Origin of the sequence: Cypionkella sp., from assembly GCF_030652235.1 — a bacterium.
Lineage (GTDB): Bacteria > Pseudomonadota > Alphaproteobacteria > Rhodobacterales > Rhodobacteraceae > Cypionkella.
Genome location: NZ_JAUSBA010000024.1, coordinates 116,826 through 138,592, shown reverse-complemented (window position 1 = coordinate 138,592; position 21,767 = coordinate 116,826). Strand labels below are relative to the sequence as shown.

The following is a 21,767-nucleotide window of genomic DNA, read 5'->3' as shown; positions in this document are numbered from 1 at the left end:
CACCCCCGGACCCCCGTGGAGTATTTATGCCAATTTGAAAGTAACACTTAGCTGAATTTGATCGATTCGATTTTGCGGCGCGCGCTTGTGCTGCACAAAACGGCAGCTTGGCCATAGCGGCATTTGGCGTTAGGCAAGGGGATTGCTTGCGGAGGGTGCGGATGCTGACGGCTTATCATTTTGCGAACAAGCGGTTGGAGGTGCTGCCTGCGGGCACAGCGCTGGACCATGCCGAATGGATTGATCTGTTTGCTGCGACTTCGGAAGAAGAAGCGGCGGTGCGCGCGCTGGGTTTCGATGTGCCGACACTGACGGATATGGAAGAAATCGAAATCTCAAACCGTCTCTACCACGAGGATGAGATTGACTACCTGACCGTGGTTTTGCCGGGTGTGGATGCAGGTGGCGAGCAGGTGATGAGCCCGGTGTGCTTCGCGGTATCCAACGCGCGCTTGGTGACGGTGCGCCATCACACGCCGCGCCCGTTTGAGACCTATCCGGCGCGGGCTGGCAAGAGTTCTTTAGGCTGCTCGACGCCAGACCGGATTTTTCTGGGACTGATTGAGGAAGTGATCGGGCGGCTGGCGGATCATCTGGAAATCGCGGGCACGGGTTTGGATAAGGTGTCGCGTCAGACGTATCATCCGGGGGCAAAGGGGCATCAGCAAAAGGATCTGGAAAGCGCTTTGAGCAATCTGGGGGCCGAGGGCGAGCGGCTGGGTCGGGTGCGTCTTGGGCTTTTGACGCTGGGGCGGGCGCTGAATTATGTCGATCAGATGCTGGGGCATCGGTTGAACACGGAAGGGCTGGGCTTGGTGCTGAAGGGGCAGTTGCGCGATATTGAGGCGCTGGAGGTTCACGCGGACTTTCTGTCATCCCGGCTGGGCCTGATGTCGGATGCGACGATGGGGCGGATTAACCTTGCGCAGAACACCACGGTGCGGATCGTGTCGGTGGTTGCCGTGCTGTTCAGCCCGCCGACGCTGATCGCCAGCCTGTATGGGATGAACTTTGATTTCATGCCGGAACTGGCGTGGAAACTAGGCTATCCGATGGCTTTGGTGGTGATGGTGGGGTCGGCGGTGCTGACCTATGCGTTTTTCCGCTGGAAGGGTTGGCTTTAGCAGATATTGCCCGGTTGCTAAAGCGAAGCGCGGTCTAGCGGTCTGAGAACTTGGCGGCGCGCTTTTCGAGGAAGGCGGCCATGCCTTCTTTCTGATCGTCGGTGGCGAACATGGCGTGGAACAGGCGGCGTTCGTGCAGCAGGCCTTCGTGCAGGGTGGATTCGTGGGCGCGGTTGACGGATTCCTTGGCAGCGCGAACCGAGATGGCGGATTTTGCGGCGATTTTGGCGGCGGTTTTCAGGGCTTCGTCGATCAGATCAGCGGCGGGGATGATACGGCTGACAAGGCCCGCGCGCTCTGCCTCGGCGGCGTCCATCATGCGGCCTGTCAGGTGCATTTCCATCGCTTTGGCTTTGCCCACGGCGCGGGTCAGGCGTTGGGTGCCGCCCATGCCTGCGATGATGCCGAGGTTGATCTCGGGCTGGCCGAATTTGGCGGTGTCGGCGGCGAGGATGAAATCGCACATCATCGCTAATTCACAGCCGCCCCCCAAAGCGAAGCCTGCGACGGCGGCGATGATCGGTTTGCGGATACGCTGGATGGCCTCGGTTTCAGGGCCGAAAATGTCGCTGACGAAGGCTTGGGCAAAGGTTTTGCCTGCCATTTCGCGGATGTCAGCGCCTGCAGCGAAGGCTTTGTCCGATCCGGTTATGACGATGCAGCGGACGTTGTCGTCAGTGTCCATCGCTTGTAGCGCGGTGGCGAGTTCGGACATAAGCTGTTGATTAAGCGCGTTTAAGGCTTCGGGGCGGTTCAGGCGGATCAGGGCGACATGGCTTTGGATTTCGATGAGCAGGGTTTGGGGCATGTCGGTTCCTTAGATTTGGCAGCTGGGACAGTAAAAGGATGAGCGGCCCGATTGCACCATGCGGGCGATTGTGGCGGTGCAGCCGGGGGTTTGGCAAGGCTTGCCTTCACGGCCGTAGACGGCAAAGGCTTTTTGGAAATAGCCAAGCTCGCCATCGGTGCGGCGGTAGTCTTTCAGGCTGGAGCCGCCAGCTTCGATGGCCTCAGCCAAGACTTCACGGATGATCGGCACCAGCGCGGCTGCGTTTGCGATGCTGCCCGCGCGGGTGTTGGGTGCGATACGGGCGCGGTACAGCACTTCGCAAACGTAGATATTGCCGAGGCCTGCGACGAGGTGTTGGTCCAAGAGGGCGGATTTTATGGGCGTGTTACGGTTTTTCAGTTTGGCGGAAAGGTAGGATTCGTTGAAGGCGTTGCCCAAAGGTTCGGGGCCGATTTCGGATAGGAGGGGGTGCTGTTCGGCGGTGGCGGTGGGCAGCAAATCCATCGCGCCAAAGCGGCGGGCGTCGTTGAAGGTGACGCGGGCGCCACCTTCAAGGTGCAGCACAACGTGGTCGTGTTTCTCGGGGGCGGCATGATCGTAAAAGAAATCGCCCAAGGTGATGCCAGACACGAGCATTCGGCCTGACATGCCAAGGTGGATCAACAGAGTTTCGCCGGAGGACAGATCGGCAAGGATGTATTTGGAGCGGCGGCGCAGGGCGAGGACTCGTTTTCCGGTCAGGCGTTCGGCCATATTGGCGGGCAAAGGCCAGCGCAGATCGGGGCGGTTGACCTCGGCACGTTCAATCAGGCGGCCTTCCATTGCGGGCAGCAGGCCACGGCGGACGGTTTCGACTTCGGGTAACTCTGGCATGGAACCTCGGGTGACAGATCGGCGCATTGAGGCTTGCGCCGCGCGTGCCTATAAGGGGGGTGCAATCACAGGACGGCAAGAGATGAACGACAGCACCACGCATTTCGGCTATCAGACGGTGCCCGAGGCCGACAAGGCCGGGATGGTGCATGGCGTGTTCACGCGGGTTGCCAGCAAGTATGACATCATGAACGATTTGATGTCGGGCGGGATGCATCGGTTGTGGAAAGACGCCATGATGGATTGGCTGGCACCGCGGCCTGGTCAGCGGTTGCTGGATGTGGCGGGCGGCACTGGCGACGTGGCGTTTCGGTTCATGAAGCGGGCTGAGGGATCGACGGCGGTGGTCTGTGATCTGACGGAATCGATGCTGATCTCGGGGCGACAACGGGCCGAGGCCGATCAGATGGCGGCCCGGTTGGATTGGGTGGTGGGCGATGCGATGGCGCTGCCGTTTGCCGACAATTCGTTTGATGTTTACACGATTTCCTTTGGGATTCGGAATGTGACGCGGATTGGTGATGCTTTGAAGGAAGCGTTTCGCGTGCTGCGTCCCGGGGGGCGGCTGATGGTGTTGGAATTTTCGCGGATTCCCAATGACTTGGCGCAATGGGTCTATGATAAGTATAGCTTCAACGTGATCCCGGTGATGGGGCAGGTGGTGGCGGGGGATCGCGACAGCTACCAGTATCTGGTCGAGTCGATCCGCAAATTCCCGGAGCAAGAGGCATTTGCATCGATGATCCGCAGCGCTGGGTTCGATCAGGTAAAATACCGCAATCTGACGATGGGGATTGCAGCACTGCATTCGGGCTGGAAGCTGTGAGGGGACCGCATAATATCTGGCGGCTAATCCGCACCGGGGCGACGTTTGAGCGTACCGGGGCGATGGCGGTGGCGCTGGAAGCAATGCAGGTGCCGCCGCGTCTGCGGTTTGCCGCAAGGATGCTGGGCTGGCCATTTAAGTGGCTGGGGTTGCAGGGTGATTTGGCTTTACCGCCAGTGACGCGGGCGCTGACGGCTTTGGGCCCTGCCTATATCAAGTTCGGTCAGATTTTATCGACACGGCCCGATATTGTCGGTGAAGAACTGGCTTTGCAGTTGAAATATCTGCAAGATCAGCTGCCACCCTTCCCGACCGCTGTGGCTAAGGCGATGGTGGCGGAAGAATTGCGGTTGCCGGTGGATGAAGTGTTTTCCAGCTTTTCCGAACCCGTCGCGGCGGCATCCATCGCGCAGGTGCATCGCGCCACTTTGCGCAGCAATGGCCAGGATGTGGCGGTAAAAGTGCTGCGTCCGGGAATTGAACGGGCATTCCGCCGTGACATCGACGCGTTTTACTTTGCGGCACGCGCGATTGAATTTGTCTCACCAGCCTCGCGCCGTTTGCGGCCCCTGGACGTGATCACGCATTTCGAAGGCGTGGTGTTGGGTGAGTTGGATCTGCGGTTGGAATCCTCGGCGGCTTCGGAATTTGCCGATAACACCAAAAATGACGCCGGGTTTCAGGTGCCGAAAGTGGTGTGGGATCTGTCGGGCCGTTCGGTGATGACGCTGGACTGGGCGGAGGGGATCAACCTTGCGGATAACGCGGCGATTGATGCGGCGGGTCTGGATCGCAGGGCTTTGGGCGCGCGGGTGCTGCAACTGTTTTTGTCCCACGCTTTGCGCGACGGATTTTTCCACGGCGACATGCATCAGGGCAATCTGAAAGTGGCGGCAAATGGCAATCTGATCGCATATGATTTTGGCATCATGGGGCGGATTGATGAATATACCCGCCGGGTCTATGCCGAGATACTGATGGGCTTCATTGGCCGCGATTATCGCCGGGTGGCCGAGGTGCATTTTGAGGCGGGCTATGTGCCGCCCGACCGCGACATTGACGAATTCGCCCGTGCCCTGCGCGCGGTGGGCGAGCCGATTTTCGGGCTGGAAGCCACGCGGGTGTCGATGGCGCGGCTGCTGTCCTATCTCTTTGAAGTGACAGAGAGATTTGGCATGGAAACCCGCACCGAGCTGATCTTGTTGCAGCGCACGATGGTGGTGGTGGAAGGTGTCGCCCGCAGCTTGGATCCCAATATCAACATCTGGCAAGTCGCAAAGCCGGTGGTGGAAACATATGTCAGCCGCAATGTCGGGCCTTTGGCTTTGCTGCGTGATCTGGCACAAACGGCGCGGGTGTTGGCGCGGTTTGGGCCACGTTTGCCGCGCCTGGTGGAGGCAGCTTTGATCGCGCAGGCCGAAAGCCCGCCAGTGCTGAAAACCCGACCCCGGTTGTTCGCGTTGCGGCTGGTTCTGGCGGGGTTCGTGGTGTTCGCGTTGGGGATTTGGCTGGGGCAGATTCTGTAGCTAAAGTGCGTCAGGTTTAGAGTGAAACGAAAATCGCGACCTCTCGCAGAGGCTCGGATGCATTTTTCGATAGGCGTGGTTCAGTCAAAAGCTAACACGCACTAAGGCACGCGCAGGGCGGTGATTTCTGTGGCGTTTACCTCTACCCCGCCCGCTAAGACCAGCGTTGGGCCATTGGCCCCGCCGCGCGCTTCCAAGATTTTTGCGTAGGATTCGACGGCTGTGGCATCGCCCAACGGCTGCGCGCCGCTATAGCTTTCCAAGCTTAGCGCATAAATGCCGTTCGGCAGTGGATTTCCGGCGGCATCTGCGCCAAGCCACTGATAGGTGCCGCCCTCTCGCGAGACATCTTCGCGAGAGACCACCTGATCTTGCGCATTTTTCACCACCAGAACCGCGCGATCTGCGTGGGTTTTGGGTTGATAGCTGATGGTGACGGGTTCATCTCCCAAGTAAACCGGGGCGGCTGAGCGCGCCTCTTGCCCGACCCAAGCCGCCAACTGCGCCATGCCCAGAACACCGAACTGGCTGGTCAGCCCTTCGAGCAGTTGGTTGGTTTTGGTCTGCTGCTCGACCCCGGAAAAGGTCGCCAGTTGCACCGCATAGTCTGCCGAATCAATCGGCTTTGTCGGGTCTTGGTTCTTCATCTGCGTCGTCATCATCTTTAGAAACGTATCAAAATCTGCCGAAACAGCGGCTTTTGAGGGCGCTCTGCTGGCTGCAGTTTGGGCGGTGGTGAGGGCGGAGGTTTCCATCGGATGCTCCTTTCAAGAGCTTTTCGAGATAGGTTGTCTTCAGGGGGTCGCTTTTCAAACGCAATGCGAAAAGCTTTAGAGGCGCAGGTTAAGCCCCTGCCCAGTTGGTGCGACAGCGGCGGTAGAAGGCGGTCGTGGCATGGGGGGGGCTTCGACGAAGTCTGCGTCGAACACTGCGACAAGCTCGGGTGGCGGCGGGGGGGATCTTTGGTGCTGACCCCATTGGCCGAAGTTGAGCGAGGCTTGCGTAAACCCAGATTGACGGAATTCTTGCAGCAACTGATCAGAGTGCCGCCGCAGCAAATCAAGGGTTTCCGGGCGCTCGGCGCTGAGCAGGATGCGGACGGTCTCGCCGTGCTGTAGGATCTGAAACCTGACATGACCGAGTTTCTCGGGCTGCAGCAGCACATCAACGCCGCCGGTTTTCGCGGCGGCGGTGTGGTGGAAGAGTTGTGCCGGGACGGCAGTGGCAAGGGCGGGCGGCATGGCCTGTGGTTGCACTGTCTGATGTGGTGGATTCGGCTGCGCTGACGCCGGGGTTGCCTGCTGGTTGACCTGATCGGGGGTGGGCTGGAGCGTGGCCTGATCTGGCGGTGCTGCGGGCAGATTAAGGGGTATGGCGGCATCGGCTGTTGGTTTGGGCGTAATGGCTGGGGATAACTGCGCCGAAGTTGGTGCAACTGGGTGTTGGGCTGGCGCGGGGTCAGCCTTGGGGGGTTGCGGAGCAGGGCTGTCGGCGGCTTGCGGAATCGGGGCCACATTCGCAGGCGGGCTTGGCGGAACAAATAACTTGAGATCAATGCTATCGGGCGCAGGCGACGGGGTTGCAGAGCTGGGATAATCCGCTGTTGCGGGCGCGGCATCAATCCTGCTGTGAATAGGTGCGATGTTTGGTTTGGCGTGGTCCCCCATCGGCACTGCGACTTGAAGGCGGGTTTGCCATGCGGATTCTGCGGGGGAGATGCTTGGCTTTTGCTCTGGCAATGGGGATTGCGGGGCGTCTTGGGTGTGGTCCCCCGAGGTTTGATCTGGCTGGGTTTGAACGGGCAAAACGTGCAGGGGAAACGCCTGAGGCGGCGGGTCGTTTGGTTCGGCGCAAAGGGGGGCGAGCGTCATCGCAGCGTGGTTTGTGCGGGCGGCTTTGTCGCTGCGCTGGTCGGCCGTTTGAGCCGGGATGCGGAGTTCTGCGGCAGGGATTTGTGGAGCCAAGACTGCGTTTGCGACACTGGTCTTCGCGATGATCCCTGCCGGGGCGGCTATTGAGCTGCGTGCGAGGGCGCTGGCGTTTTGGGATGTTGGCGTCAGGGTAGGGATGGGTGCGGGATCGTTGATGAAGCGGGTGATGGCCACGGCAGGGCCGATGTCGCGTGGCTTTTCAGGGGGTGTGATCGGAAGCGAAGCTTTGCCGGTCGCAAGCGGCAATTCTGGTTTTGGGATGCTGGTAGCCGGGATTTCTACAGCCCCGAAACTTACAGGCTGGGGTTGATTCTTTGGTGTCAGAACCAAGGGCACAGTGGTGAAGATGGGCGTCGTCTGCGGGACCGTCGACGCCGAGGCAAGCGCGGATGGGCTTGCCTCTGTTGGATATGCGGCGGCTGGATTGGGGATCGAAATTGGCGGAGCCGGTAGAATCGGTTCCGCCGCCTCCATTTTCGTCGCCACAATCGGTTGGGTTTGCAAAATTGGCTGGGCGGGCATGACCATTCCGGCCGCAAGGCAGGATTCGGCGCTGACGGCTGCAGCGGGTGGGCTTGGGTTGTCTTCCTGCGCCGCAAGCGCGGCGCGAAAGGCCGGAGCATCCGAACGATCCTCGGTAGGGCCGCGCGAACCCAAAGCCAGAATGTGTAAACCTTGATGGATTATCGGAATCATCTTTCACCGACCTCTGCCGCTCTGGGTCCCTTTATTCCGCCGATTGGTTACCACCTGTTTACCGCCATCGCCGATACTAAGAAAAATCCGAACGATCAGGAGCTTTTGATGCAGATTTCTTCTACCCTGCCCACGCCACCCTTGCGCAGGTCTACCGATGACAATCCGATGATGGTGCAGGCCAAAGCGCTAGAGGCCAGCTTTCTGTCAGAAATGCTGGGATATGCGGCGGTTGGCAAAACCCCGGAAAGTTTTGGCGGTGGCATTGGCGAAGATCAGTTTGGATCTTTCCTGCGCGATGAACAGGCCCGGCAGATGGTAGAAAAGGGCGGCATCGGGCTTGCCGAACAGTTGTTTCACGCGATGACGAAAGGACAAGATCATGCAGGCTGAGATGCAGATTGAAAGCTTGATGGACGCAATGCACGCGGCGATTCTGGCGGCGGATTATGATGCGTTGGGTCAGCTTTCGCCTGCGTTGGATGCGGCTTTGGCCGAGCTGCCGCAGCATCTGGAGGAAAAGGCGCTGCGGCGACTGCGATGCAAAGCCGAGCGCAACGCCACCAGCGCGTGCGCGGCGGCCAAGGGCGTGCGCGCTGCCATTCAACGCATGAAGGATGTGCGGCAAATTGCAAGCGGGCTGGTGACGTATGACGAGAACGGTCAACGCTCGGGGCCGAGCGGTCAGCGCGAATTGTCGCAGCGGTTGTGAAGGTTTGCTTCAAATCTGCCGCATATGGTCGGGCGGCATTAGAGCTCTGTTAGAACTTCTGGCTGTTTATTCAATCTGCATCCCACGACGGGGTGGCGCATCTGGAACAGGCTTCGATCTGAAACGGGCTCTGGGTGCAGCGGGTAGAATGCCAAACCAGCCATCGCAAGATGGCGCACAATGCCGGGCGCAAAGCGCAGGCAGATCGCGAAGGAACAGACAATGTCGTCCATTTTGACCAATAATAGTGCCATGGTTGCGCTTCAGACCATGAAAAGCATCAACCACAATATGAACAAAACCCAGTCGGAGATTTCGACGGGCAAATCGGTGGCCAACGCCAAAGACAACGCCGCGGTCTGGGCGATTTCAAAGGTGATGGAATCCGACGTTGAAGGCTTTAAGGGTATCTCTGACAGTCTAAACCTTGGCTCGTCGACGCTGACCGTGGCGCGCGAAGCCTCGGAAACCGTGACAGGTCTGCTGACCCAGATCAAAGGCAAGATCGTGTCGGCGCAGGGCAGCAACGTTGATCGTACCAAGATCCAGACCGATATTGATGCGCTGACAGGCCAGATCAATTCGGTGGTGGGGGCGGCGCAGTTCAACGGGCTGAACCTGATCAACGGCTCGCAAACGTCGATTGATGTGCTGTCCTCGTTGGATCGCAGCGGGACGGGTGTGACATCTTCGTCGATCACGGTGAACGCGCAAAACCTGTCGACGGGGGCCTATACCGCCAATGATGTGTTCGGGGCCAGCACGGGGGGCACGGTTTCGACCGATGCGGATACCTTTGTGCTGAAGCTGGACAAAGCAGGCGGCACCGATGACATCACTATCCAAGACGGGACGACCGCTTGGGCCGCGGGCGATAAGGTCAGCATGCGGATTGGCGACAAGACTGCATCCTACACCATTTCGGGCAATGATGTGACCAGCGGTGCCAATGCCATCGCCGATCTGGTGGCGGTGGGTATGAAAAACGCCATCGACGTGCTGGGGGTTTCCGGCCTGACGGTGGATTACGATTCGGCCAATCCGGGGCAGTTGGCATTCACCAATGCGGGGACCAAAGACCTTTCGGTCAGCGGGCAGTTCAAGAACGCCACCTCGGGCGGGCTGGGTGCGTTGTCGTCGATTGATGTCACGACATCTTCTGGTGCGGCGACGGCTCTGGGCAGTATTGAGGCGATGGTGCAAACCTCGATTGATGCGGCCTCGGAATTTGGTTCGTCGCAAAAGCGGATCGAAATTCAGAGCGACTTTGTCGGCAAACTGTCGGATGCGCTGAAATCGGGCATCGGCACGCTGGTTGATGCCGATATGGAAGAAACCTCGGCGCGGTTGCAGGCGCTGCAGGTGCAACAACAGCTGGCGACGCAATCTTTGTCGATTGCCAACCAGCAGCCGCAGAACATTCTGGCTTTGTTCCGTTGATAGAGGCGGCCGGGGCGATCATCCCCCGGCCCCGTTCTCTGACCCTCAGATTTCCAGGAAGGAAAGCCGGTGACAGCCCATTTTACGGCGGCACGCTCGGTCTATGCACGGCCCGAAGCTCCGCAAAAAACCCCACGCTCTCTTGAATATGATCTTTTGGCCCGGATCACCAAACGCCTGACCCAAGCGGCAGCGTTGCGGCGGCAGGATTATCCCGGCCTGATCGCCGCTTTGGATGAAAACCTGCGGCTTTGGTCAACCTTGGCCGCTGATGTCGCCGATACCGGCAACAGCCTGCCGTCGAAGCTGCGCGCACAGCTGTTTTATCTTTATGAATTCACCAATCTGCACAGCCGTGCGGTGCGCGCCGACAAAGGCTCGGTTGAGGTGTTGGTAGATATCAACACCGCAGTGATGCGGGGCCTGCGTGGTGATGGGGGCGGGCAATGAGTGGCCTTGTCCTGAAACTTGGCCCGCATGAGCGGGTGCTGATCAATGGCGCGGTGGTTGAAAACGGCGAGAAACGCTCGCGGCTGGCGATTATGACGCCGAACGCCAATATCCTGCGGCTGCGTGATGCGATCCACCCCGAACAGGCTGGCACGCCGGTGCGGCGGGTGTGCTATCTGGCGCAACTGGTGCTATCGGGGGATACGCCAGCGAAGGATGCGCGGCTGCCCTTGTTGCGCGGGATTGAGCAGCTTAGTCAGGTCTTGGTTGACCATGACAGCCGCTTGTTGCTTGCACAGGCCACGGCGGCGGTGTTGGAGGATCAGCATTATCAGGCGCTTAAGGCGTTACGCGGCCTACTGCCCCGCGAAGAACGCCTGTTCGCGGCCCATGCTTCATGAGCTATACCCCAGTCATCCCCTTAAGTGGCTATGCTGGCTGGGCGTATCTAAAGCGCACGATGGCGCCGCAGACCAAGGCGTTTAATTCTGCGCCAGAAGTCAAAAGTGATGAAGCGTATTTTCGCGCGAATATCGCCAAGATTAAGACGGCGGCGCAACTGGTCGATGATCGGCGTCTGCTGAAAGTGGCCTTGGGGGCATTTGGGCTGGAGAAAGATCTAGAGAATAAGTTTTTCATCCAGAAAGTACTGCAAGATGGCACGCTGAAAACCGGAACCTTGGCCAATAAACTGGCGGATAAGCAGTATCAGAAACTGTCGCAGGCGTTTGGTTTTGGCGATTACGCGGTGCGCAGCACGCAGATTTCAAACTTTGCCGATAGTATCATCTCGGCCTACCAAGCGCGGCAGTTTGAAGCGGCGGTTGGCGAACGGAACGACGATCTACGGCTGGCGTTGAATGCGCAGCGCGAATTGCCGAAACTTGCCGCGAAAACCAGCAGCTCTGACAATACCAAATGGTTCACCATTCTTGGCAACGCGCCGCTGCGCAGCGTGTTTGAAAAGGCGCTGGGCCTGCCGACCAGCATCGGCACGCTGGATTTGGATCGGCAGTTGGCGGCGTTCAAAGCCAAGGCCAAAGCGCAACTGGGCACCGATGCGATTGCCGATTTTACCGATCCGGCCAAGGTGGAGGGGCTGATGCGGCGGTTCCTAGTGCGGTCTGAGGCGCAGACATTTGCGCAATCGGGCAGCGGCAGTGCGGCGCTGTCAATCATGCAGCAGATTTCCAGAAACGCTAGGTCGCGGTATACTTAACCCCCATCGCCAGGGCGAGGCGGGCGAAACTGCCGGGGATACCTTCCAGCGGGGCGGTTTCGGCGAGGAAGCCATCCAAGTTCGGCCAAACCTTGATCGCCGCATCGACCAGCGGATCGGAGCCCTTGGCGTAAAGCCCGGCCTGAATCATCATCTCGGCCCGGTCCCATGCGCCGAGAAGCTGGCGGGCTTGGGCGATCAGCGCGTTTTCAGCCTCTGATGCCGCTTCGGGCAGGCTGCGCGAGACGGAGCGCAGCAGGTCGATGGCTGGATAGCGGCCACGCTCGGCGATTTTGCGATCCATCACCACATGGCCATCCAGCACGCCGCGCAAGATATCGGCGATCGTTTCCTCCATATCCGACCCTGCCACCAGCACCGAAAACACCGCGGTGATGTCGCCCTCGCCCTCCGGCCCCGGCCCGGCGCGTTCGGCGAGCGACATTATCGCCTGCGCCACGGAAGGCGGATAGCCGCGCAGGGCTGCGGACTCACCCGACGCCAAAGCCACCTCACGATGCGCCTCGGCAAAGCGGGTGATCGAATCGGCGAGATACAGCACATGCAGGCCTTGGGCGCGAAAATGCTCGGCCACCGACATCGCGGCCATAGCACAACGCTGCCGCGCCAGCGCCGATTGATCCGAGGTTGCCGTCACCAGAACCGAGCGTTTCATGCCCTCGGACCCCAACACCCGCTCGACAAATTCGCGCAGCTCTCGGCCCCGTTCGCCGACCAGAGCAAGCACCACCACATCGGCATCCACCCCGCGCGCGAATTTCGCCAACAGTGAGGATTTCCCCACGCCCGACCCGGCGAAAAGCCCGATCCGTTGGCCACGCACTAAAGGTAGAAGCGTGTCGAAGATGGCGACGCCTGTGGATAGACGTTCGCCAAGCCGACGACGTTGGGCCGCGGCAGGAGCCTGCGCGCGCAAAGGTCGTTCAATCGCACCGCGAAACAATGGGCGGCCATCCATCGGGCGACCGTAAGGGTCAACGATCCGACCGATCCAACTGTCATCGGGGGCAAGGCCGGCTGCACCCAGAAGTTCAACCTTGGCATCCATCGCGAGGCCATCGGGGAGGCCTTCGGTCAGCACGATGACGCCTTGGGCGGAAAGGTTAAGCACTTCACCGCCCAGATGGCCATCGATCAAAACCCGGTCGCCTTGCCGCGCGCATCGCTCCAGCCCCGTTACCCGGACGATGCCGCGCGCCACCTCGGCCACACGGCCCAACGGCTTTGCCACAGCCACCGTCGCGATTTGTGCGCGCAAACCGTCAAAAACTTGGTCCATCAGATTCCCTCTTTGTTCGTGCTTACCCTTTCTAAAGGAATCACCGTTAAGCCTTGGTGAAGCGATCAAGGGAGAATCCCGATGTTTGAAAAACTTCAACTGACCAGTATGGCCAATGCGATGGCAGAACGCGCCGGAGCCCGCATGGGGGTGACGGCGCAGAATATCGCCAATGCGGATACGCCCGGATATAAGGCGATGGACCTGCCGTCGTTTGCCGAGACCTATCAGGATAGCAGTCCTGCGATGCGCGCGACGCGGGCGGGGCATCTGACCGCCGATAATCAAGCAGCCGAGCCGATTTTGCGCCGGGCCAAAGGCGGGGGCGCGCCCAATGGCAACACGGTTTCGCTGGAACAGGAAATGGTGAAGACCGCCACGATCCGGCAGGATCATGACATGGCTCTGGCGATCTATCGCAATACGTCCGAGATCATTCGCGCCAGCCTAGGGCGGGCACGATAGATGAGCGATTTTTCCACATCTTTAAGTTTCGCCGCCTCTGGAATGGAGGCTCAGGCGCAGCGGCTGCGGCATGTTTCGGAAAACATCGCCAATGCTGACACCCCCGGATACCACCGAAAACTGGTGGGCTTTCGGGAAGCTATGGACAGCGGTCTGGTTGAAACCACGCCGGTCCATCTGGATCAAAGCCCGCTTACCAGCGTGTACGATCCAGGCAATCCGCTTGCGGATGCCAGCGGTCACTATGATGGATCGAACGTCGATCTGGTGATCGAAATCGCTGACGCGCGCGAAGCGCAGCGCAGCTACGACGCAAACCTCAAACTGTTCGATCAGGCGCGACAAATGACGCAGAGCCTGTTCGAACTCTTGCGCAGATAGGAGATCCAGAATGGATATCAGAACCTCACTTGCCGCCCAATCCTATGCTCAGGCACGTTCCGCAGCCGCCCCAGAACCAAGCGCGGAAGGGGCCGAGGCTACGATTGGGCGGATGGTTGGCAGCTTTGCCGACACTTTGGCACAGGGCGAACAAACCGCCCGCGCGGCAATGACCGGCAATGCTGACCCCCATGCTTTGGTGCAGGCCTTGGCAAGCTCGCAACTGGCGGTCGAGACTGTGGCCACCGTGCGCGACAAGGTGGTCGAAGCCTATCAGGAAATCCTGAGGATGCCGGTATGACGGACCAGACGATTTACGACATTTTGCGTCAGGGCCTTTGGACAGCCGTGCTGATGTCGGCCCCGATGCTGGCGGTGGCTTTGGTCGCGGGTGTCGTGATCGGATTGTTTCAGGCCCTGACCTCGATCCAGGAAAACACCCTGACCTTTGTGCCAAAAGTCGGCGCAATGCTGGTGGTGTTCTGGGCGTCGATGAGCTTCATGACCGCGACCCTCGTGGCATTCTTTCAGGATCGCATCATTCCGATGATTTCCGGGGGCTGAGATGGACGCAGCAAGTTACACGGCGCTCACACGGCAATCAGGGCTGATGCGGGAAATGCAAGTGGTGGCAAACAATATTGCCAATATATCCACCACAGGATTTCGCAGGGAAGGCGTTGTTTTTGAAGAGTATATCAAGGGAATTGACGACGGCCCTTCACTGTCTATGGCAACAGGCGATGCCCGGGTTGTCGACCTGAGCCAAGCCGGGGTGGCGCAGACGGGCGGCACTTTCGACATGGCGATCCAGGGGGAAGGCTTCTTTCAAGTACAAAGCCCGGATGGCCCAAGGCTGACGCGTGCGGGCAGTTTCACGCCCTCAGCCACCGGGGAGTTGGTGACGAATGATGGTTACCCGCTGTTGGATGAGGGTGGCACGGCTGTGGTCATACCGCCAGGGTTGGGCAAAGTTGCGATTGCGCAGGATGGCTCGGTCTCGGCGGATGGGGCACCACTGGCGAAGATCGGGCTTTGGCAACCGGGCGATCCGCTGAGCTTGCAACACCAATCGGGCACATTGTTTTCGGCGGATTCCATGCAGCCCGCGACGGGCGGGGTGATCATGCAGGGCTTTCTCGAAGACAGCAATGTGCAGCCTGTGCAGGAAATTGCTCGGATGATTGAGGTCCAGCGTGCTTACGAGTTGGGCCAAAGCTTTATGGATCAGGAAGACAAACGGATGCGCGGCGTGATTGACACGTTGGGCCGATAGGAGATCACGATGAATGCCCTACAAATCGCAGCCACAGGGATGAGCGCCCAACAAATGCGGGTTGATGTGGTGGCCAACAATTTGGCGAACATGTCAACCACTGGATATAATCCTCGCAGGGCAGACTTTGCCGATCTGCATTATCAACAACTTGCCCGCCCCGGTACGGTTTCGGCACAAGATGGCTCGGTGTTGCCAACCGGTGTTCAGATGGGTCTGGGGGTGCGGCCCTCCTCGGTTTCGGTGGTGCTGGGCCAAGGCACTTTGACACCAACAGGTGGCGATCTCGACGTAGCGATTGAGGGCAAGGGCTATATGGAGATCACCCTGCCAACTGGCGGTACGGCCTATACGCGCGATGGGGCCCTGAAACGCACGGCGGATGGATTGATTGTCACCAATGACGGTTTTCAGGTTTCGCCAGGTATTACCATTCCGTCGGATGCGCGCGATATCAGCATCAATGCCAATGGCGAAGTCTATGCCAGCTTCAGCAACCAGGTACAGCCACAGCTTTTGGGACAGTTGAGCATGGTTGGTTTCACAAATGACAAGGGGCTGGAAGCAATCGGCTCGGACCTGTTCGTCGAAAGCCCGGCCTCGGGGCCCGCCAATATCAGCACGCCGGGATTGGATGGCTTGGGCACAGTGCGACAAAGCTATCTGGAGGAAAGCACGGTGGATTCGGTGCGCGAAGTGACCGAGCTGATCAAAGCGCAGCGCGGCTATGAGTTGAACGCCAAGGTCATCACCGCTGCCGACCAGATGCTGTCTGCCACGACGCAGATGCGCTGATGTGGCGGTTTCTATTGATTTTGCTTGCGTTTCCGGCACTGGCTGACAGCGTTGTTGCCACCCGCACCATACGCGCCCACAGCCTGCTGTCGGCGGAGGATATGACTCTGGTGGCAATGGATATTCCGCAAGCGCTGACCGATACAACCGCCGCGATTGGCCAAGAAACCCGCGTCGCGATCTATGCGGGAAAGCCGATTCTACTTGAGCAAATCGGCCCCAGCGCAATCATCGAGCGCAATCAGATCGTGCCGCTGTCCTATAGCGCGGGGGGCTTAAGCATTCTGACCGAAGGTCGCGCGCTGGTACGCGGCGGGGTCGGCGAAACCATCGAAGTGATGAATTTGACCTCGCGCACCAAGGTTGCGGGCCTGATTGGCCCGGACGGCGTACTGCGTGTCGGCCCCTCTTTCTGACGGAGTTATCATGCGCCTTATGCTTATGTCCCTGATCCTATTGACCGCCTGTGGCCGCTTGGAGCAGGTCGGCCGCGCGCCCGATTTCACCCCATTGGAGGGCAGCTACCAACACCACGCGATGTATTCGACACCCTTGCCGGAAAACGCGCCGCAGAACGGGCCGACGGATGCGTCGTCGCTGTGGCAGGCGGGCAGCGGTTCGCTGTTTGGCGACCGCCGTGCCGCGCGCACCGGCGATATTCTGACCGTGGTGATTGAGATCAATGACAGCGCCGAGATCAAGAATGCCTCGGGCCGCAGCCGCGCCGGGTCGGAGAAAATGGCTGTACCGTCGCTGTTTGGCGTGCCGGAATCGGTCAATCCCGATTTGCCGGATGGGGCCAGTTTGGACGATGCGGTGAATACCTCGTCTTCGTCGAGCTATAAGGGCGATGGATCGGTCAAGCGCAACGAAAAGCTAACGCTACGGGTGGCCGCGACTGTGGTTGAACAACTGCCCAATGGCGTGTTGCGGATTGAGGGCCAGCAAGAGGTGCGAGTGAACTTTGAGATGCGGGTTTTGCTGGTGACGGGCTATGTGCGCCCGGTGGATATCTCACGCCAGAACGAGATTACTTACGACAAGATCGCCGGGGAGCAGATTTCTTACGGCGGGCGTGGGCAAATAACCGATGTGCAGCAGCCCCGTTATGGTCAGCAAGTCGCCGACGTCCTTTTGCCGTTCTGAGGTAGAACATGATCCGCAAACTTATTCCTGTTCTACTGGGCCTGATTGGCCTTGGCATCGGTGTTGGTGCGGGGATTTTCCTGCGTCCCACGCCGCCCCCCCCCGATTTTACAGGATGCTGCGCATGTTGGTGCAGCCGAAGGCGAGGGCGCATCGGCGGAAGCTGGAAAAGCCGAACATGCCGATGCGCGGCCCAAGGATGAGACGGCTGAGGGTGGCCCGGAATATGTCAAACTGACCAACCAGTTCGTGATCCCGGTGGTGGAGCAAGGCAGGGTCGTCTCGATGGTGATCTTGGCGCTGACGCTGGAGGTTGGCGCGGGCACTACCGAAGCCATCTACGCCCGCGAACCCAAGCTACGCGATGCCCTCCTGCAAGTGCTGTTTGATCACGCCAATTCCGGCGGCTTCAATGGCTCGTTTACCGATGGCGCGAATCTGGTGTTGCTGCGCAAGGCTCTGCTAGAGGCTGCACAGACGGTGATCGGGCCGAATGTCTTGGATGTGCTGATCAGCGACATCGCGCGGCAGGACAGCTAATCTTCCTTTGGTTTGAACGCAGCAAGCTTGGTGGCAAGTCCGCCAAGCGCTTGCTTTTTGCCGAATGCCTCGCGGGCATGGTCGCGGGCTTCCATCCAGGTGACGGTCTGGCGGGCAAGCAGCATGTTCAACTCAGCCCGCCGGGCATCGGCCCAACGTTGATAGTTCAGCGCCGCCAGAGCGCCAGCGATCTCTGAAATCTGCTCGGCCAGGGGTTGCGGCGCCATCAACCCGGCCAGTTGCGCCTCGCTTTCCAGCTTTGCCCGCGCGGCTGCCTGTAACACTGCCAAACGGCTGTCCAATAGCAGGTTTGCAAGCTGCCCCAGCTTGGTGAGTTGCTGTTTCTGCCTCATTTCACATAGACTTTCCGGCGTTTGCGCATGGCTTCGGCAAAGCGAATGGCAGCGGCGACGGCGCGGTAATGCTCTGGGCGGATCTGCTGGCCGATCTCGACCGTCGCATAGATCGCGCGCGCGGTGGGCGGATCGGATTGCAGCGGCACCCCCGCCTCGGCGGCGCGGGCACGCATGCGGGCTGCGACCTCATCGACACCTTTGGCGACGCAAATGGGTGCTGCGCGACCCTTACGGCTCCATTGCAGCGCCACCGCGTAATGCGTCGGGTTCACCACCACGACATCGGCTTTGGCCACGTTTTGCAGCATCCGGTTGGTGGCAATCTCTTGCCCACGCTGGCGGCGTTGTTGTCTGACATGCGGGTCGCCCTCGGAATCCTTCATCTCATCCATCAAGTCTTTGCGCGACATCCGATTGCGGCGCAGATGTTGCATCCGCTGCCACATGTAATCAACACCGCCGAACACAGTGGTGGTGATCACCACCAAGACCATGAAATGCAGCAATAATCTTAGCATCAGCGCCACGCTTTGCGCGGGCTGTAACGCCAGACTGGCCAGAATATCCACCGCATTGTTGGACAGCTGCACGCCCAAAATCAGCGCGACAGTCAGCAGTTTTGCAAAGCTTTTGCCAAATTCGAACAGCCCGTCACGGCCAAATTTCTGCCGCGCCGTGGCCAGTGGTGAGATGCGCGACCATTTCACGGCCAGCTTTTCTGGGGCAAAATGCACGGCGCGCTGGGCGAAAAGCACCAGCGCCACCGCCAGCATCGGCACCACAAACACTGGCAGCGCGGCTGTGACAAAGCCTGCGGCCATGCCTGCGACTGGGGCAGGGGCGCGGCCAAACAGCAGGGGCGCCAGCCGGTCGGGCTGATCCAGCAAAACCAAACCAATCTGGCCAAAGTGCTGCAACAGGCTGCCACCACTGACCAGCCCGACCAAGACAAACCCGGCATAGGCGGCGGCGGTGCTCAGATCGGCAGATTTTGGGATTTCACCGCGCTTGCGGGCGTCTTCCAGCCGTTTTTGAGAGGGTTCGTGCGACTTGTCATCATCGTCTTCGCTCATGGCAAAGCCTGAAACGGGGCAGCGAGAAAACCATGCAGCGATTGCGCCCAGAGCGCCAATGCCAAGGGAACCGACAGCACCATCAGCACCAAACCGCCCGCCGTCAGGGCAGGCGCGCCGATCATCGACACCATCAGCGCGGGCATCGCGCGGTTGATGATGCCCAAGGCGATATTGTACAGCAATGCGGCGATGGTGAAGGGAGCGGCCAGACAAAAAGCCAGCGAAAACATATGGCTGATCTGCGACAGCCCCCAATGCGCCGCATCTTCCGCACCGGGCAGCTGGCCCGCAGGCAGGATCTGGTAGGACAGGATCAGCAGCTCGGCCGCCCGCACATGCAGCCCGGTCGCGACCGCGATGGCGAGCCCTGCCATTACGAGCAGGTTGCCGATAGCAGGCTGTGGCTCGGGTCCGGCATCGCCGAACATCTGAGACAAAGTGGTCGCCTGCGCCGCTATCGCGCCCGCTGTTTGCAGCGCTAGGATGAACAGGCGCAAGCCCACGCCCAGCATCAGGCCGATGACCACCTCGATCAGCAAGGGCAGGACGCCAGCCTTAGCCGGATCTGGCGCAATTTGCAGGGCCGGGGCCACCACTGCCGTAAACGCCAGCGCCAGCACCAGCCGCACCCGTTGCGGCACGACTTGTTCGCCAAAGGCCGGCAGCAAGGACATCGCAGAGCCGACCCGCATGAAAACCAGAAGCCCAAGCCAGAGAAAATTCGCGCCGATCCCGGTCAGCGCGTTCATCTGTGTGATCAAATCATTCATGGCGGCACGATTCCGACCATGGCGGGCCGCGCCTCCATGCCGATTTCCTCGTAGGAAAGCACTGCGGCAGACAGGCCTTTTGCTGCCAAAACCGTGCGCAGAAACCGCCGCCGCAGGGTGGACGTGACAAGTGCGGGGTAAACACCAGCCTCGGCAGCGCGGTTCAGCCGTTCGGCGATGGCATTGGCCAGACGGCTGAACTGATCGGGCGGCAGGGCCACGTCGCGCTGGCCGCGATCGCCCTCAATTTGATACGAGGTGAAGGTTTTCTCCCAGTCTGGGGCGAGTTGGATCAGTGGGATGGTGCCATCTTCGCGCTTCAGCTCGGCCACAAGCTGGAATCCTAAGCGTTGCCGCACATGCTCGCAAATCGCCTCTGGCAGGCCAAGGCTGCGCGACTCGGCAATGGCCTCTAGGATCAGCGGTAGATTGCGAATCGACACGCGTTCTTCCAACAGCAGCCGCAACACTGTGAGCAACAGATCAACCGGAACTTTGTCAGGCACCAATTCGTCCAGCAGACGACGATTGGCCTCGCTGCGCGCTGTATCAGAAAGCATCGCAAATTCATCCAGCAGCCGACGCAAGCCGCGCAAAGACAGCAGGCGCGCGAGATTGCCCCGGATCACTTCCAGCAGATGCGTGGCCAGCACCTCTGCCGCCGAGACGACGGTCAGGCCCGCAAGCGCGGCTTCTTCCTGATTGTCCGGCCTGATCCAGCGTGCGGGGGCACCATAGACCGGCTCCCGTACATCTTGTCCTGGGGGGGCGATTACCCCATCTGCAAGCAAAACCAAGACCCTATCGGGCATCAGGCGATCATGCACGCGTTCCACCCCCTGCAGACGAATCCGGTAGCTGCCGGGCGCAAGGCTGGCCTCGTCGGTCAACCTTATCTCGGGCAGGATCAGGCCAAAGGCTGAGGCGACATGGGTGCGCATATTGGAGATCCGCACATCAAGGCCTGTGGCGGGGTCGAGCACCATACCCACCAAATTTGGGGCAAATTCGATGTGAATTTCATCGAAATCCAGCACGTCGCCGATGGATTTGCGCTTTGGTGCCACAATCTCTGGCACGGGCAAAATGGCGGCACGTTGGGCTTTGCGAAACATTGCCCAAGCGCCCCACCCCATCAGGGCAGCACCGTTCATGAACGGCAAAAACGGCATGCCAGGCACCAAAGCGAACAAAGCCATCAATACGGCAACCGTGCCCAAAGCGCCAGGATAGCGGCCAAGCTGGGCAAAGAACGACACATCGGCGGCACCCTTGGCCCCGCCGCGCGACAGCAGAAATGCTGCTGCAACCGAGATGATCACCGCCGGGATTTGGCTGACCAAGCCATCACCCACCGTCAAAATGGCATATGTCTCAAAGGCTTGACCAATCGGCATCCCGTGCATCACGGTGCCCATCACCAGACCCATCACGATGTTCAACCCGGTGATCAGCAGGCCCGCCACCGCATCGCCTTTGACAAACTTCGACGCGCCGTCGAGCGAGCCGAAAAACGTCGTCTCGGCCAGTTCCATCTCGCGCCGTCGTTTCGCTTCGGCGTGGTCGATGGCACCAGCGGCCATGTCTGCATCAATTGCCAACTGCTTGCCGGGCATGCCATCCAGCGCAAACCGCGCGCCAACCTCGGCCATCCGGCCTGCGCCTTTGGTGATGACCACAAAGTTGACGATCAGCAACACGCAGAAAATCACCAAGCCCAACAACAGGTTGCCACCCATGATGAACTCGGCGAATCCCTGAATCACATGGCCTGCAGCATCGGTGCCGGTGTGACCTTGACCGATGATCAGCTTGGTAGAGGAGATGTTCAACGATAGCCGTAGCATCAATGACGCCAGCAGAATGGTCGGGAAGGCAGAGAAATCCAACGGCCGTTCGATGAACAGGGTTACCGTCAGCATCAGAATTGCCAAGGCAAAGGACAAAGCGAGGCCCAGATCCAGCACCCAAGCGGGCATCGGCAGCACCATCATCATGATGACGGCCATCAGCGCCAGCGCCAGCCAGATCGTCGGTTGGTAAAATGACGCGGCCGTCAGTTGGAACTTTGGCAT

General features: G+C 59.8%; 30 protein-coding genes. 20 read left to right on the top strand and 10 right to left on the bottom strand.

Annotation, left to right across the window (positions count from 1 at the left end):
* Window positions 1–161: 161 nt before the first annotated feature.
* On the top strand, window positions 162–1,124 hold the full coding sequence (locus Q7V03_RS07440; protein WP_304924970.1) for a magnesium transporter CorA family protein: 963 nt from the start codon (window positions 162–164) through the stop codon (window positions 1,122–1,124).
* 34 nt (window positions 1,125–1,158) lie between these two features.
* Here Q7V03_RS07440 and Q7V03_RS07435 read toward each other — a convergent pair whose 3' ends face one another.
* Both Q7V03_RS07435 and mutM read right to left on the bottom strand, forming a co-directional pair.
* Entirely contained in the window at window positions 1,159–1,932 is a 774-nt protein-coding gene (locus tag Q7V03_RS07435) for an enoyl-CoA hydratase (protein WP_304924969.1), read from the bottom strand.
* 9 nt (window positions 1,933–1,941) lie between these two features.
* Entirely contained in the window at window positions 1,942–2,787 is an 846-nt protein-coding gene (gene mutM, locus Q7V03_RS07430; protein WP_304924968.1) for a bifunctional DNA-formamidopyrimidine glycosylase/DNA-(apurinic or apyrimidinic site) lyase, read from the bottom strand.
* Window positions 2,788–2,869: 82 nt separating this feature from the next.
* On the opposite strand from mutM, the gene ubiE reads away from it, so the two are divergent.
* Window positions 2,870–3,613: a bifunctional demethylmenaquinone methyltransferase/2-methoxy-6-polyprenyl-1,4-benzoquinol methylase UbiE gene (gene ubiE, locus Q7V03_RS07425; protein ID WP_304924967.1), complete on the top strand. Its 744-nt coding sequence runs from the start codon at window positions 2,870–2,872 to the stop codon at window positions 3,611–3,613.
* Window positions 3,610–5,139, top strand: a complete 1,530-nt coding sequence (gene ubiB, locus Q7V03_RS07420; protein WP_304924966.1) for a 2-polyprenylphenol 6-hydroxylase — start codon at window positions 3,610–3,612, stop codon at window positions 5,137–5,139. The genes ubiE and ubiB overlap by 4 nt, the downstream gene beginning before the upstream one ends.
* 101 nt (window positions 5,140–5,240) lie before the next feature.
* On the opposite strand, the gene Q7V03_RS07415 is transcribed toward ubiB, so the two are convergent.
* Window positions 5,241–5,894 (bottom strand): flagellar hook capping FlgD N-terminal domain-containing protein, encoded by a 654-nt coding sequence (locus Q7V03_RS07415; protein ID WP_304924965.1) that lies wholly within the window; start codon window positions 5,892–5,894, stop codon window positions 5,241–5,243.
* A 75-nt stretch (window positions 5,895–5,969) separates the two neighbouring features.
* Window positions 5,970–6,302, bottom strand: coding sequence for a flagellar hook-length control protein FliK (locus Q7V03_RS23810; RefSeq protein WP_370651086.1), 333 nt, complete (start codon window positions 6,300–6,302; stop codon window positions 5,970–5,972).
* On the opposite strand from Q7V03_RS23810, the gene Q7V03_RS07405 reads away from it, so the two are divergent.
* The 4 genes from Q7V03_RS07405 (at window position 6,273) to Q7V03_RS07390 (ending at window position 8,478) form a co-directional block, all read left to right on the top strand.
* Window positions 6,273–6,425: a hypothetical protein gene (locus tag Q7V03_RS07405; protein ID WP_304924963.1), complete on the top strand. Its 153-nt coding sequence runs from the start codon at window positions 6,273–6,275 to the stop codon at window positions 6,423–6,425. The two genes, Q7V03_RS23810 and Q7V03_RS07405, sit on opposite strands and share 30 nt — an antisense overlap.
* Window positions 6,426–7,068: 643 nt before the next feature.
* Complete coding sequence (locus tag Q7V03_RS07400) at window positions 7,069–7,380, top strand: hypothetical protein (RefSeq protein ID WP_304924962.1); 312 nt, start codon at window positions 7,069–7,071, stop codon at window positions 7,378–7,380.
* A 494-nt stretch (window positions 7,381–7,874) separates the two neighbouring features.
* A complete protein-coding gene (locus tag Q7V03_RS07395; protein WP_304924961.1) occupies window positions 7,875–8,159 on the top strand; it encodes a rod-binding protein in 285 nt (94 codons plus the stop codon).
* Window positions 8,149–8,478, top strand: a complete 330-nt coding sequence (locus Q7V03_RS07390) for a hypothetical protein (protein WP_304924960.1) — start codon at window positions 8,149–8,151, stop codon at window positions 8,476–8,478. Before Q7V03_RS07395 ends, Q7V03_RS07390 begins: the two co-directional genes overlap by 11 nt.
* 38 nt (window positions 8,479–8,516) lie before the next feature.
* Here the strand turns inward: Q7V03_RS07390 and Q7V03_RS07385 are convergent, their stop codons facing one another.
* Complete coding sequence (locus Q7V03_RS07385; RefSeq protein ID WP_304924985.1) at window positions 8,517–8,732, bottom strand: hypothetical protein; 216 nt, start codon at window positions 8,730–8,732, stop codon at window positions 8,517–8,519.
* Between Q7V03_RS07385 and Q7V03_RS07380 the strand changes: the two genes are divergently transcribed.
* From Q7V03_RS07380 to Q7V03_RS07365, 4 genes are all read left to right on the top strand, one after another.
* Window positions 8,701–9,918, top strand: coding sequence for a flagellin (locus Q7V03_RS07380; protein WP_304924959.1), 1,218 nt, complete (start codon window positions 8,701–8,703; stop codon window positions 9,916–9,918). The two genes, Q7V03_RS07385 and Q7V03_RS07380, sit on opposite strands and share 32 nt — an antisense overlap.
* Window positions 9,919–9,987: 69 nt before the next feature.
* Complete coding sequence (flaF, locus tag Q7V03_RS07375) at window positions 9,988–10,368, top strand: flagellar biosynthesis regulator FlaF (protein WP_304924958.1); 381 nt, start codon at window positions 9,988–9,990, stop codon at window positions 10,366–10,368.
* Window positions 10,365–10,769 (top strand): flagellar biosynthesis repressor FlbT, encoded by a 405-nt coding sequence (gene flbT, locus Q7V03_RS07370; protein ID WP_304924957.1) that lies wholly within the window; start codon window positions 10,365–10,367, stop codon window positions 10,767–10,769. The genes flaF and flbT overlap by 4 nt, the downstream gene beginning before the upstream one ends.
* Window positions 10,766–11,587, top strand: a complete 822-nt coding sequence (locus Q7V03_RS07365; RefSeq protein ID WP_304924956.1) for a DUF1217 domain-containing protein — start codon at window positions 10,766–10,768, stop codon at window positions 11,585–11,587. The genes flbT and Q7V03_RS07365 overlap by 4 nt, the downstream gene beginning before the upstream one ends.
* Here Q7V03_RS07365 and Q7V03_RS07360 read toward each other — a convergent pair.
* Window positions 11,568–12,887 (bottom strand): FliI/YscN family ATPase, encoded by a 1,320-nt coding sequence (locus Q7V03_RS07360; RefSeq protein WP_304924955.1) that lies wholly within the window; start codon window positions 12,885–12,887, stop codon window positions 11,568–11,570. The two genes, Q7V03_RS07365 and Q7V03_RS07360, sit on opposite strands and share 20 nt — an antisense overlap.
* Window positions 12,888–12,968: 81 nt before the next feature.
* Here Q7V03_RS07360 and Q7V03_RS07355 point away from each other — a divergent pair, with 81 nt between their 5' ends.
* From Q7V03_RS07355 to Q7V03_RS07315, 9 genes are read left to right on the top strand one after another with little or no spacing between them, the layout of a single operon-like run.
* Window positions 12,969–13,352 (top strand): FlgB family protein, encoded by a 384-nt coding sequence (locus Q7V03_RS07355; RefSeq protein WP_304924954.1) that lies wholly within the window; start codon window positions 12,969–12,971, stop codon window positions 13,350–13,352.
* Entirely contained in the window at window positions 13,353–13,733 is a 381-nt protein-coding gene (gene flgC / locus Q7V03_RS07350; RefSeq protein ID WP_304924953.1) for a flagellar basal body rod protein FlgC, read from the top strand.
* 10 nt (window positions 13,734–13,743) lie between these two features.
* Entirely contained in the window at window positions 13,744–14,034 is a 291-nt protein-coding gene (gene fliE / locus Q7V03_RS07345) for a flagellar hook-basal body complex protein FliE (protein ID WP_304924952.1), read from the top strand.
* Window positions 14,031–14,297: a flagellar biosynthetic protein FliQ gene (locus Q7V03_RS07340; protein WP_304924951.1), complete on the top strand. Its 267-nt coding sequence runs from the start codon at window positions 14,031–14,033 to the stop codon at window positions 14,295–14,297. The genes fliE and Q7V03_RS07340 overlap by 4 nt, the downstream gene beginning before the upstream one ends.
* A 1-nt stretch (window position 14,298) precedes the next feature.
* A complete protein-coding gene (locus Q7V03_RS07335; protein WP_304924950.1) occupies window positions 14,299–15,009 on the top strand; it encodes a flagellar hook-basal body complex protein in 711 nt (236 codons plus the stop codon).
* 9 nt (window positions 15,010–15,018) lie between these two features.
* Entirely contained in the window at window positions 15,019–15,804 is a 786-nt protein-coding gene (gene flgG / locus Q7V03_RS07330) for a flagellar basal-body rod protein FlgG (protein ID WP_304924949.1), read from the top strand.
* On the top strand, window positions 15,804–16,220 hold the full coding sequence (flgA, locus tag Q7V03_RS07325) for a flagellar basal body P-ring formation chaperone FlgA (protein WP_304924948.1): 417 nt from the start codon (window positions 15,804–15,806) through the stop codon (window positions 16,218–16,220). The genes flgG and flgA overlap by 1 nt, the downstream gene beginning before the upstream one ends.
* A gap of 10 nt (window positions 16,221–16,230) precedes the next feature.
* The gene (flgH, locus tag Q7V03_RS07320) at window positions 16,231–16,950 is read left to right on the top strand and encodes a flagellar basal body L-ring protein FlgH (RefSeq protein WP_304924947.1); all 720 of its coding nucleotides are present in this window, start codon (window positions 16,231–16,233) and stop codon (window positions 16,948–16,950) included.
* Between the two features lie 45 nt (window positions 16,951–16,995).
* Window positions 16,996–17,490, top strand: a complete 495-nt coding sequence (locus tag Q7V03_RS07315; RefSeq protein ID WP_304924946.1) for a flagellar basal body-associated FliL family protein — start codon at window positions 16,996–16,998, stop codon at window positions 17,488–17,490.
* Here Q7V03_RS07315 and Q7V03_RS07310 read toward each other — a convergent pair.
* Genes Q7V03_RS07310 through flhA form a run of 4 tightly spaced genes read right to left on the bottom strand, consistent with a single transcriptional unit; the run spans window position 17,487 to window position 21,767 of the window.
* On the bottom strand, window positions 17,487–17,843 hold the full coding sequence (locus Q7V03_RS07310) for a hypothetical protein (protein ID WP_304924945.1): 357 nt from the start codon (window positions 17,841–17,843) through the stop codon (window positions 17,487–17,489). The two genes, Q7V03_RS07315 and Q7V03_RS07310, sit on opposite strands and share 4 nt — an antisense overlap.
* Window positions 17,840–18,919: a flagellar type III secretion system protein FlhB gene (gene flhB / locus Q7V03_RS07305; RefSeq protein ID WP_304924944.1), complete on the bottom strand. Its 1,080-nt coding sequence runs from the start codon at window positions 18,917–18,919 to the stop codon at window positions 17,840–17,842. Before flhB ends, Q7V03_RS07310 begins: the two co-directional genes overlap by 4 nt.
* Window positions 18,916–19,692, bottom strand: a complete 777-nt coding sequence (locus Q7V03_RS07300) for a flagellar biosynthetic protein FliR (protein WP_304924943.1) — start codon at window positions 19,690–19,692, stop codon at window positions 18,916–18,918. Before Q7V03_RS07300 ends, flhB begins: the two co-directional genes overlap by 4 nt.
* On the bottom strand, window positions 19,689–21,767 hold the full coding sequence (gene flhA, locus Q7V03_RS07295; RefSeq protein WP_304924942.1) for a flagellar biosynthesis protein FlhA: 2,079 nt from the start codon (window positions 21,765–21,767) through the stop codon (window positions 19,689–19,691). Before flhA ends, Q7V03_RS07300 begins: the two co-directional genes overlap by 4 nt.

Bases quoted from the DNA above. Each gene is read 5' to 3' on its own strand.
- Q7V03_RS07435 (WP_304924969.1), bottom strand. From the start codon at position 1,932: ATGCCCCAAACCCTGCTCATCGAAATCCAAAGCCATGTCGCCCTGATC.
- flgH (WP_304924947.1), top strand. From the start codon at position 16,231: ATGCGCCTTATGCTTATGTCCCTGATCCTATTGACCGCCTGTGGCCGC.
- Q7V03_RS07340 (WP_304924951.1), top strand. From the start codon at position 14,031: ATGACGGACCAGACGATTTACGACATTTTGCGTCAGGGCCTTTGGACA.
- Q7V03_RS07390 (WP_304924960.1), top strand. From the start codon at position 8,149: ATGCAGGCTGAGATGCAGATTGAAAGCTTGATGGACGCAATGCACGCG.
- Q7V03_RS07380 (WP_304924959.1), top strand. From the start codon at position 8,701: ATGTCGTCCATTTTGACCAATAATAGTGCCATGGTTGCGCTTCAGACC.
- Q7V03_RS07405 (WP_304924963.1), top strand. From the start codon at position 6,273: ATGACCGAGTTTCTCGGGCTGCAGCAGCACATCAACGCCGCCGGTTTT.
- flgG (WP_304924949.1), top strand. From the start codon at position 15,019: ATGAATGCCCTACAAATCGCAGCCACAGGGATGAGCGCCCAACAAATG.
- flgC (WP_304924953.1), top strand. From the start codon at position 13,353: ATGAGCGATTTTTCCACATCTTTAAGTTTCGCCGCCTCTGGAATGGAG.
- flhA (WP_304924942.1), bottom strand. From the start codon at position 21,767: ATGCCAAAGTTCCAACTGACGGCCGCGTCATTTTACCAACCGACGATC.
- Q7V03_RS07365 (WP_304924956.1), top strand. From the start codon at position 10,766: ATGAGCTATACCCCAGTCATCCCCTTAAGTGGCTATGCTGGCTGGGCG.
- Q7V03_RS07310 (WP_304924945.1), bottom strand. From the start codon at position 17,843: ATGAGGCAGAAACAGCAACTCACCAAGCTGGGGCAGCTTGCAAACCTG.
- Q7V03_RS07335 (WP_304924950.1), top strand. From the start codon at position 14,299: ATGGACGCAGCAAGTTACACGGCGCTCACACGGCAATCAGGGCTGATG.
- flbT (WP_304924957.1), top strand. From the start codon at position 10,365: ATGAGTGGCCTTGTCCTGAAACTTGGCCCGCATGAGCGGGTGCTGATC.
- ubiE (WP_304924967.1), top strand. From the start codon at position 2,870: ATGAACGACAGCACCACGCATTTCGGCTATCAGACGGTGCCCGAGGCC.
- Q7V03_RS07355 (WP_304924954.1), top strand. From the start codon at position 12,969: ATGTTTGAAAAACTTCAACTGACCAGTATGGCCAATGCGATGGCAGAA.
- Q7V03_RS07395 (WP_304924961.1), top strand. From the start codon at position 7,875: ATGCAGATTTCTTCTACCCTGCCCACGCCACCCTTGCGCAGGTCTACC.
- Q7V03_RS07440 (WP_304924970.1), top strand. From the start codon at position 162: ATGCTGACGGCTTATCATTTTGCGAACAAGCGGTTGGAGGTGCTGCCT.
- Q7V03_RS07400 (WP_304924962.1), top strand. From the start codon at position 7,069: ATGCGGAGTTCTGCGGCAGGGATTTGTGGAGCCAAGACTGCGTTTGCG.
- Q7V03_RS07360 (WP_304924955.1), bottom strand. From the start codon at position 12,887: ATGGACCAAGTTTTTGACGGTTTGCGCGCACAAATCGCGACGGTGGCT.
- mutM (WP_304924968.1), bottom strand. From the start codon at position 2,787: ATGCCAGAGTTACCCGAAGTCGAAACCGTCCGCCGTGGCCTGCTGCCC.
- flgA (WP_304924948.1), top strand. From the start codon at position 15,804: ATGTGGCGGTTTCTATTGATTTTGCTTGCGTTTCCGGCACTGGCTGAC.
- fliE (WP_304924952.1), top strand. From the start codon at position 13,744: ATGGATATCAGAACCTCACTTGCCGCCCAATCCTATGCTCAGGCACGT.
- Q7V03_RS07385 (WP_304924985.1), bottom strand. From the start codon at position 8,732: ATGGCACTATTATTGGTCAAAATGGACGACATTGTCTGTTCCTTCGCG.
- Q7V03_RS07300 (WP_304924943.1), bottom strand. From the start codon at position 19,692: ATGAATGATTTGATCACACAGATGAACGCGCTGACCGGGATCGGCGCG.
- flhB (WP_304924944.1), bottom strand. From the start codon at position 18,919: ATGAGCGAAGACGATGATGACAAGTCGCACGAACCCTCTCAAAAACGG.
- Q7V03_RS07415 (WP_304924965.1), bottom strand. From the start codon at position 5,894: ATGGAAACCTCCGCCCTCACCACCGCCCAAACTGCAGCCAGCAGAGCG.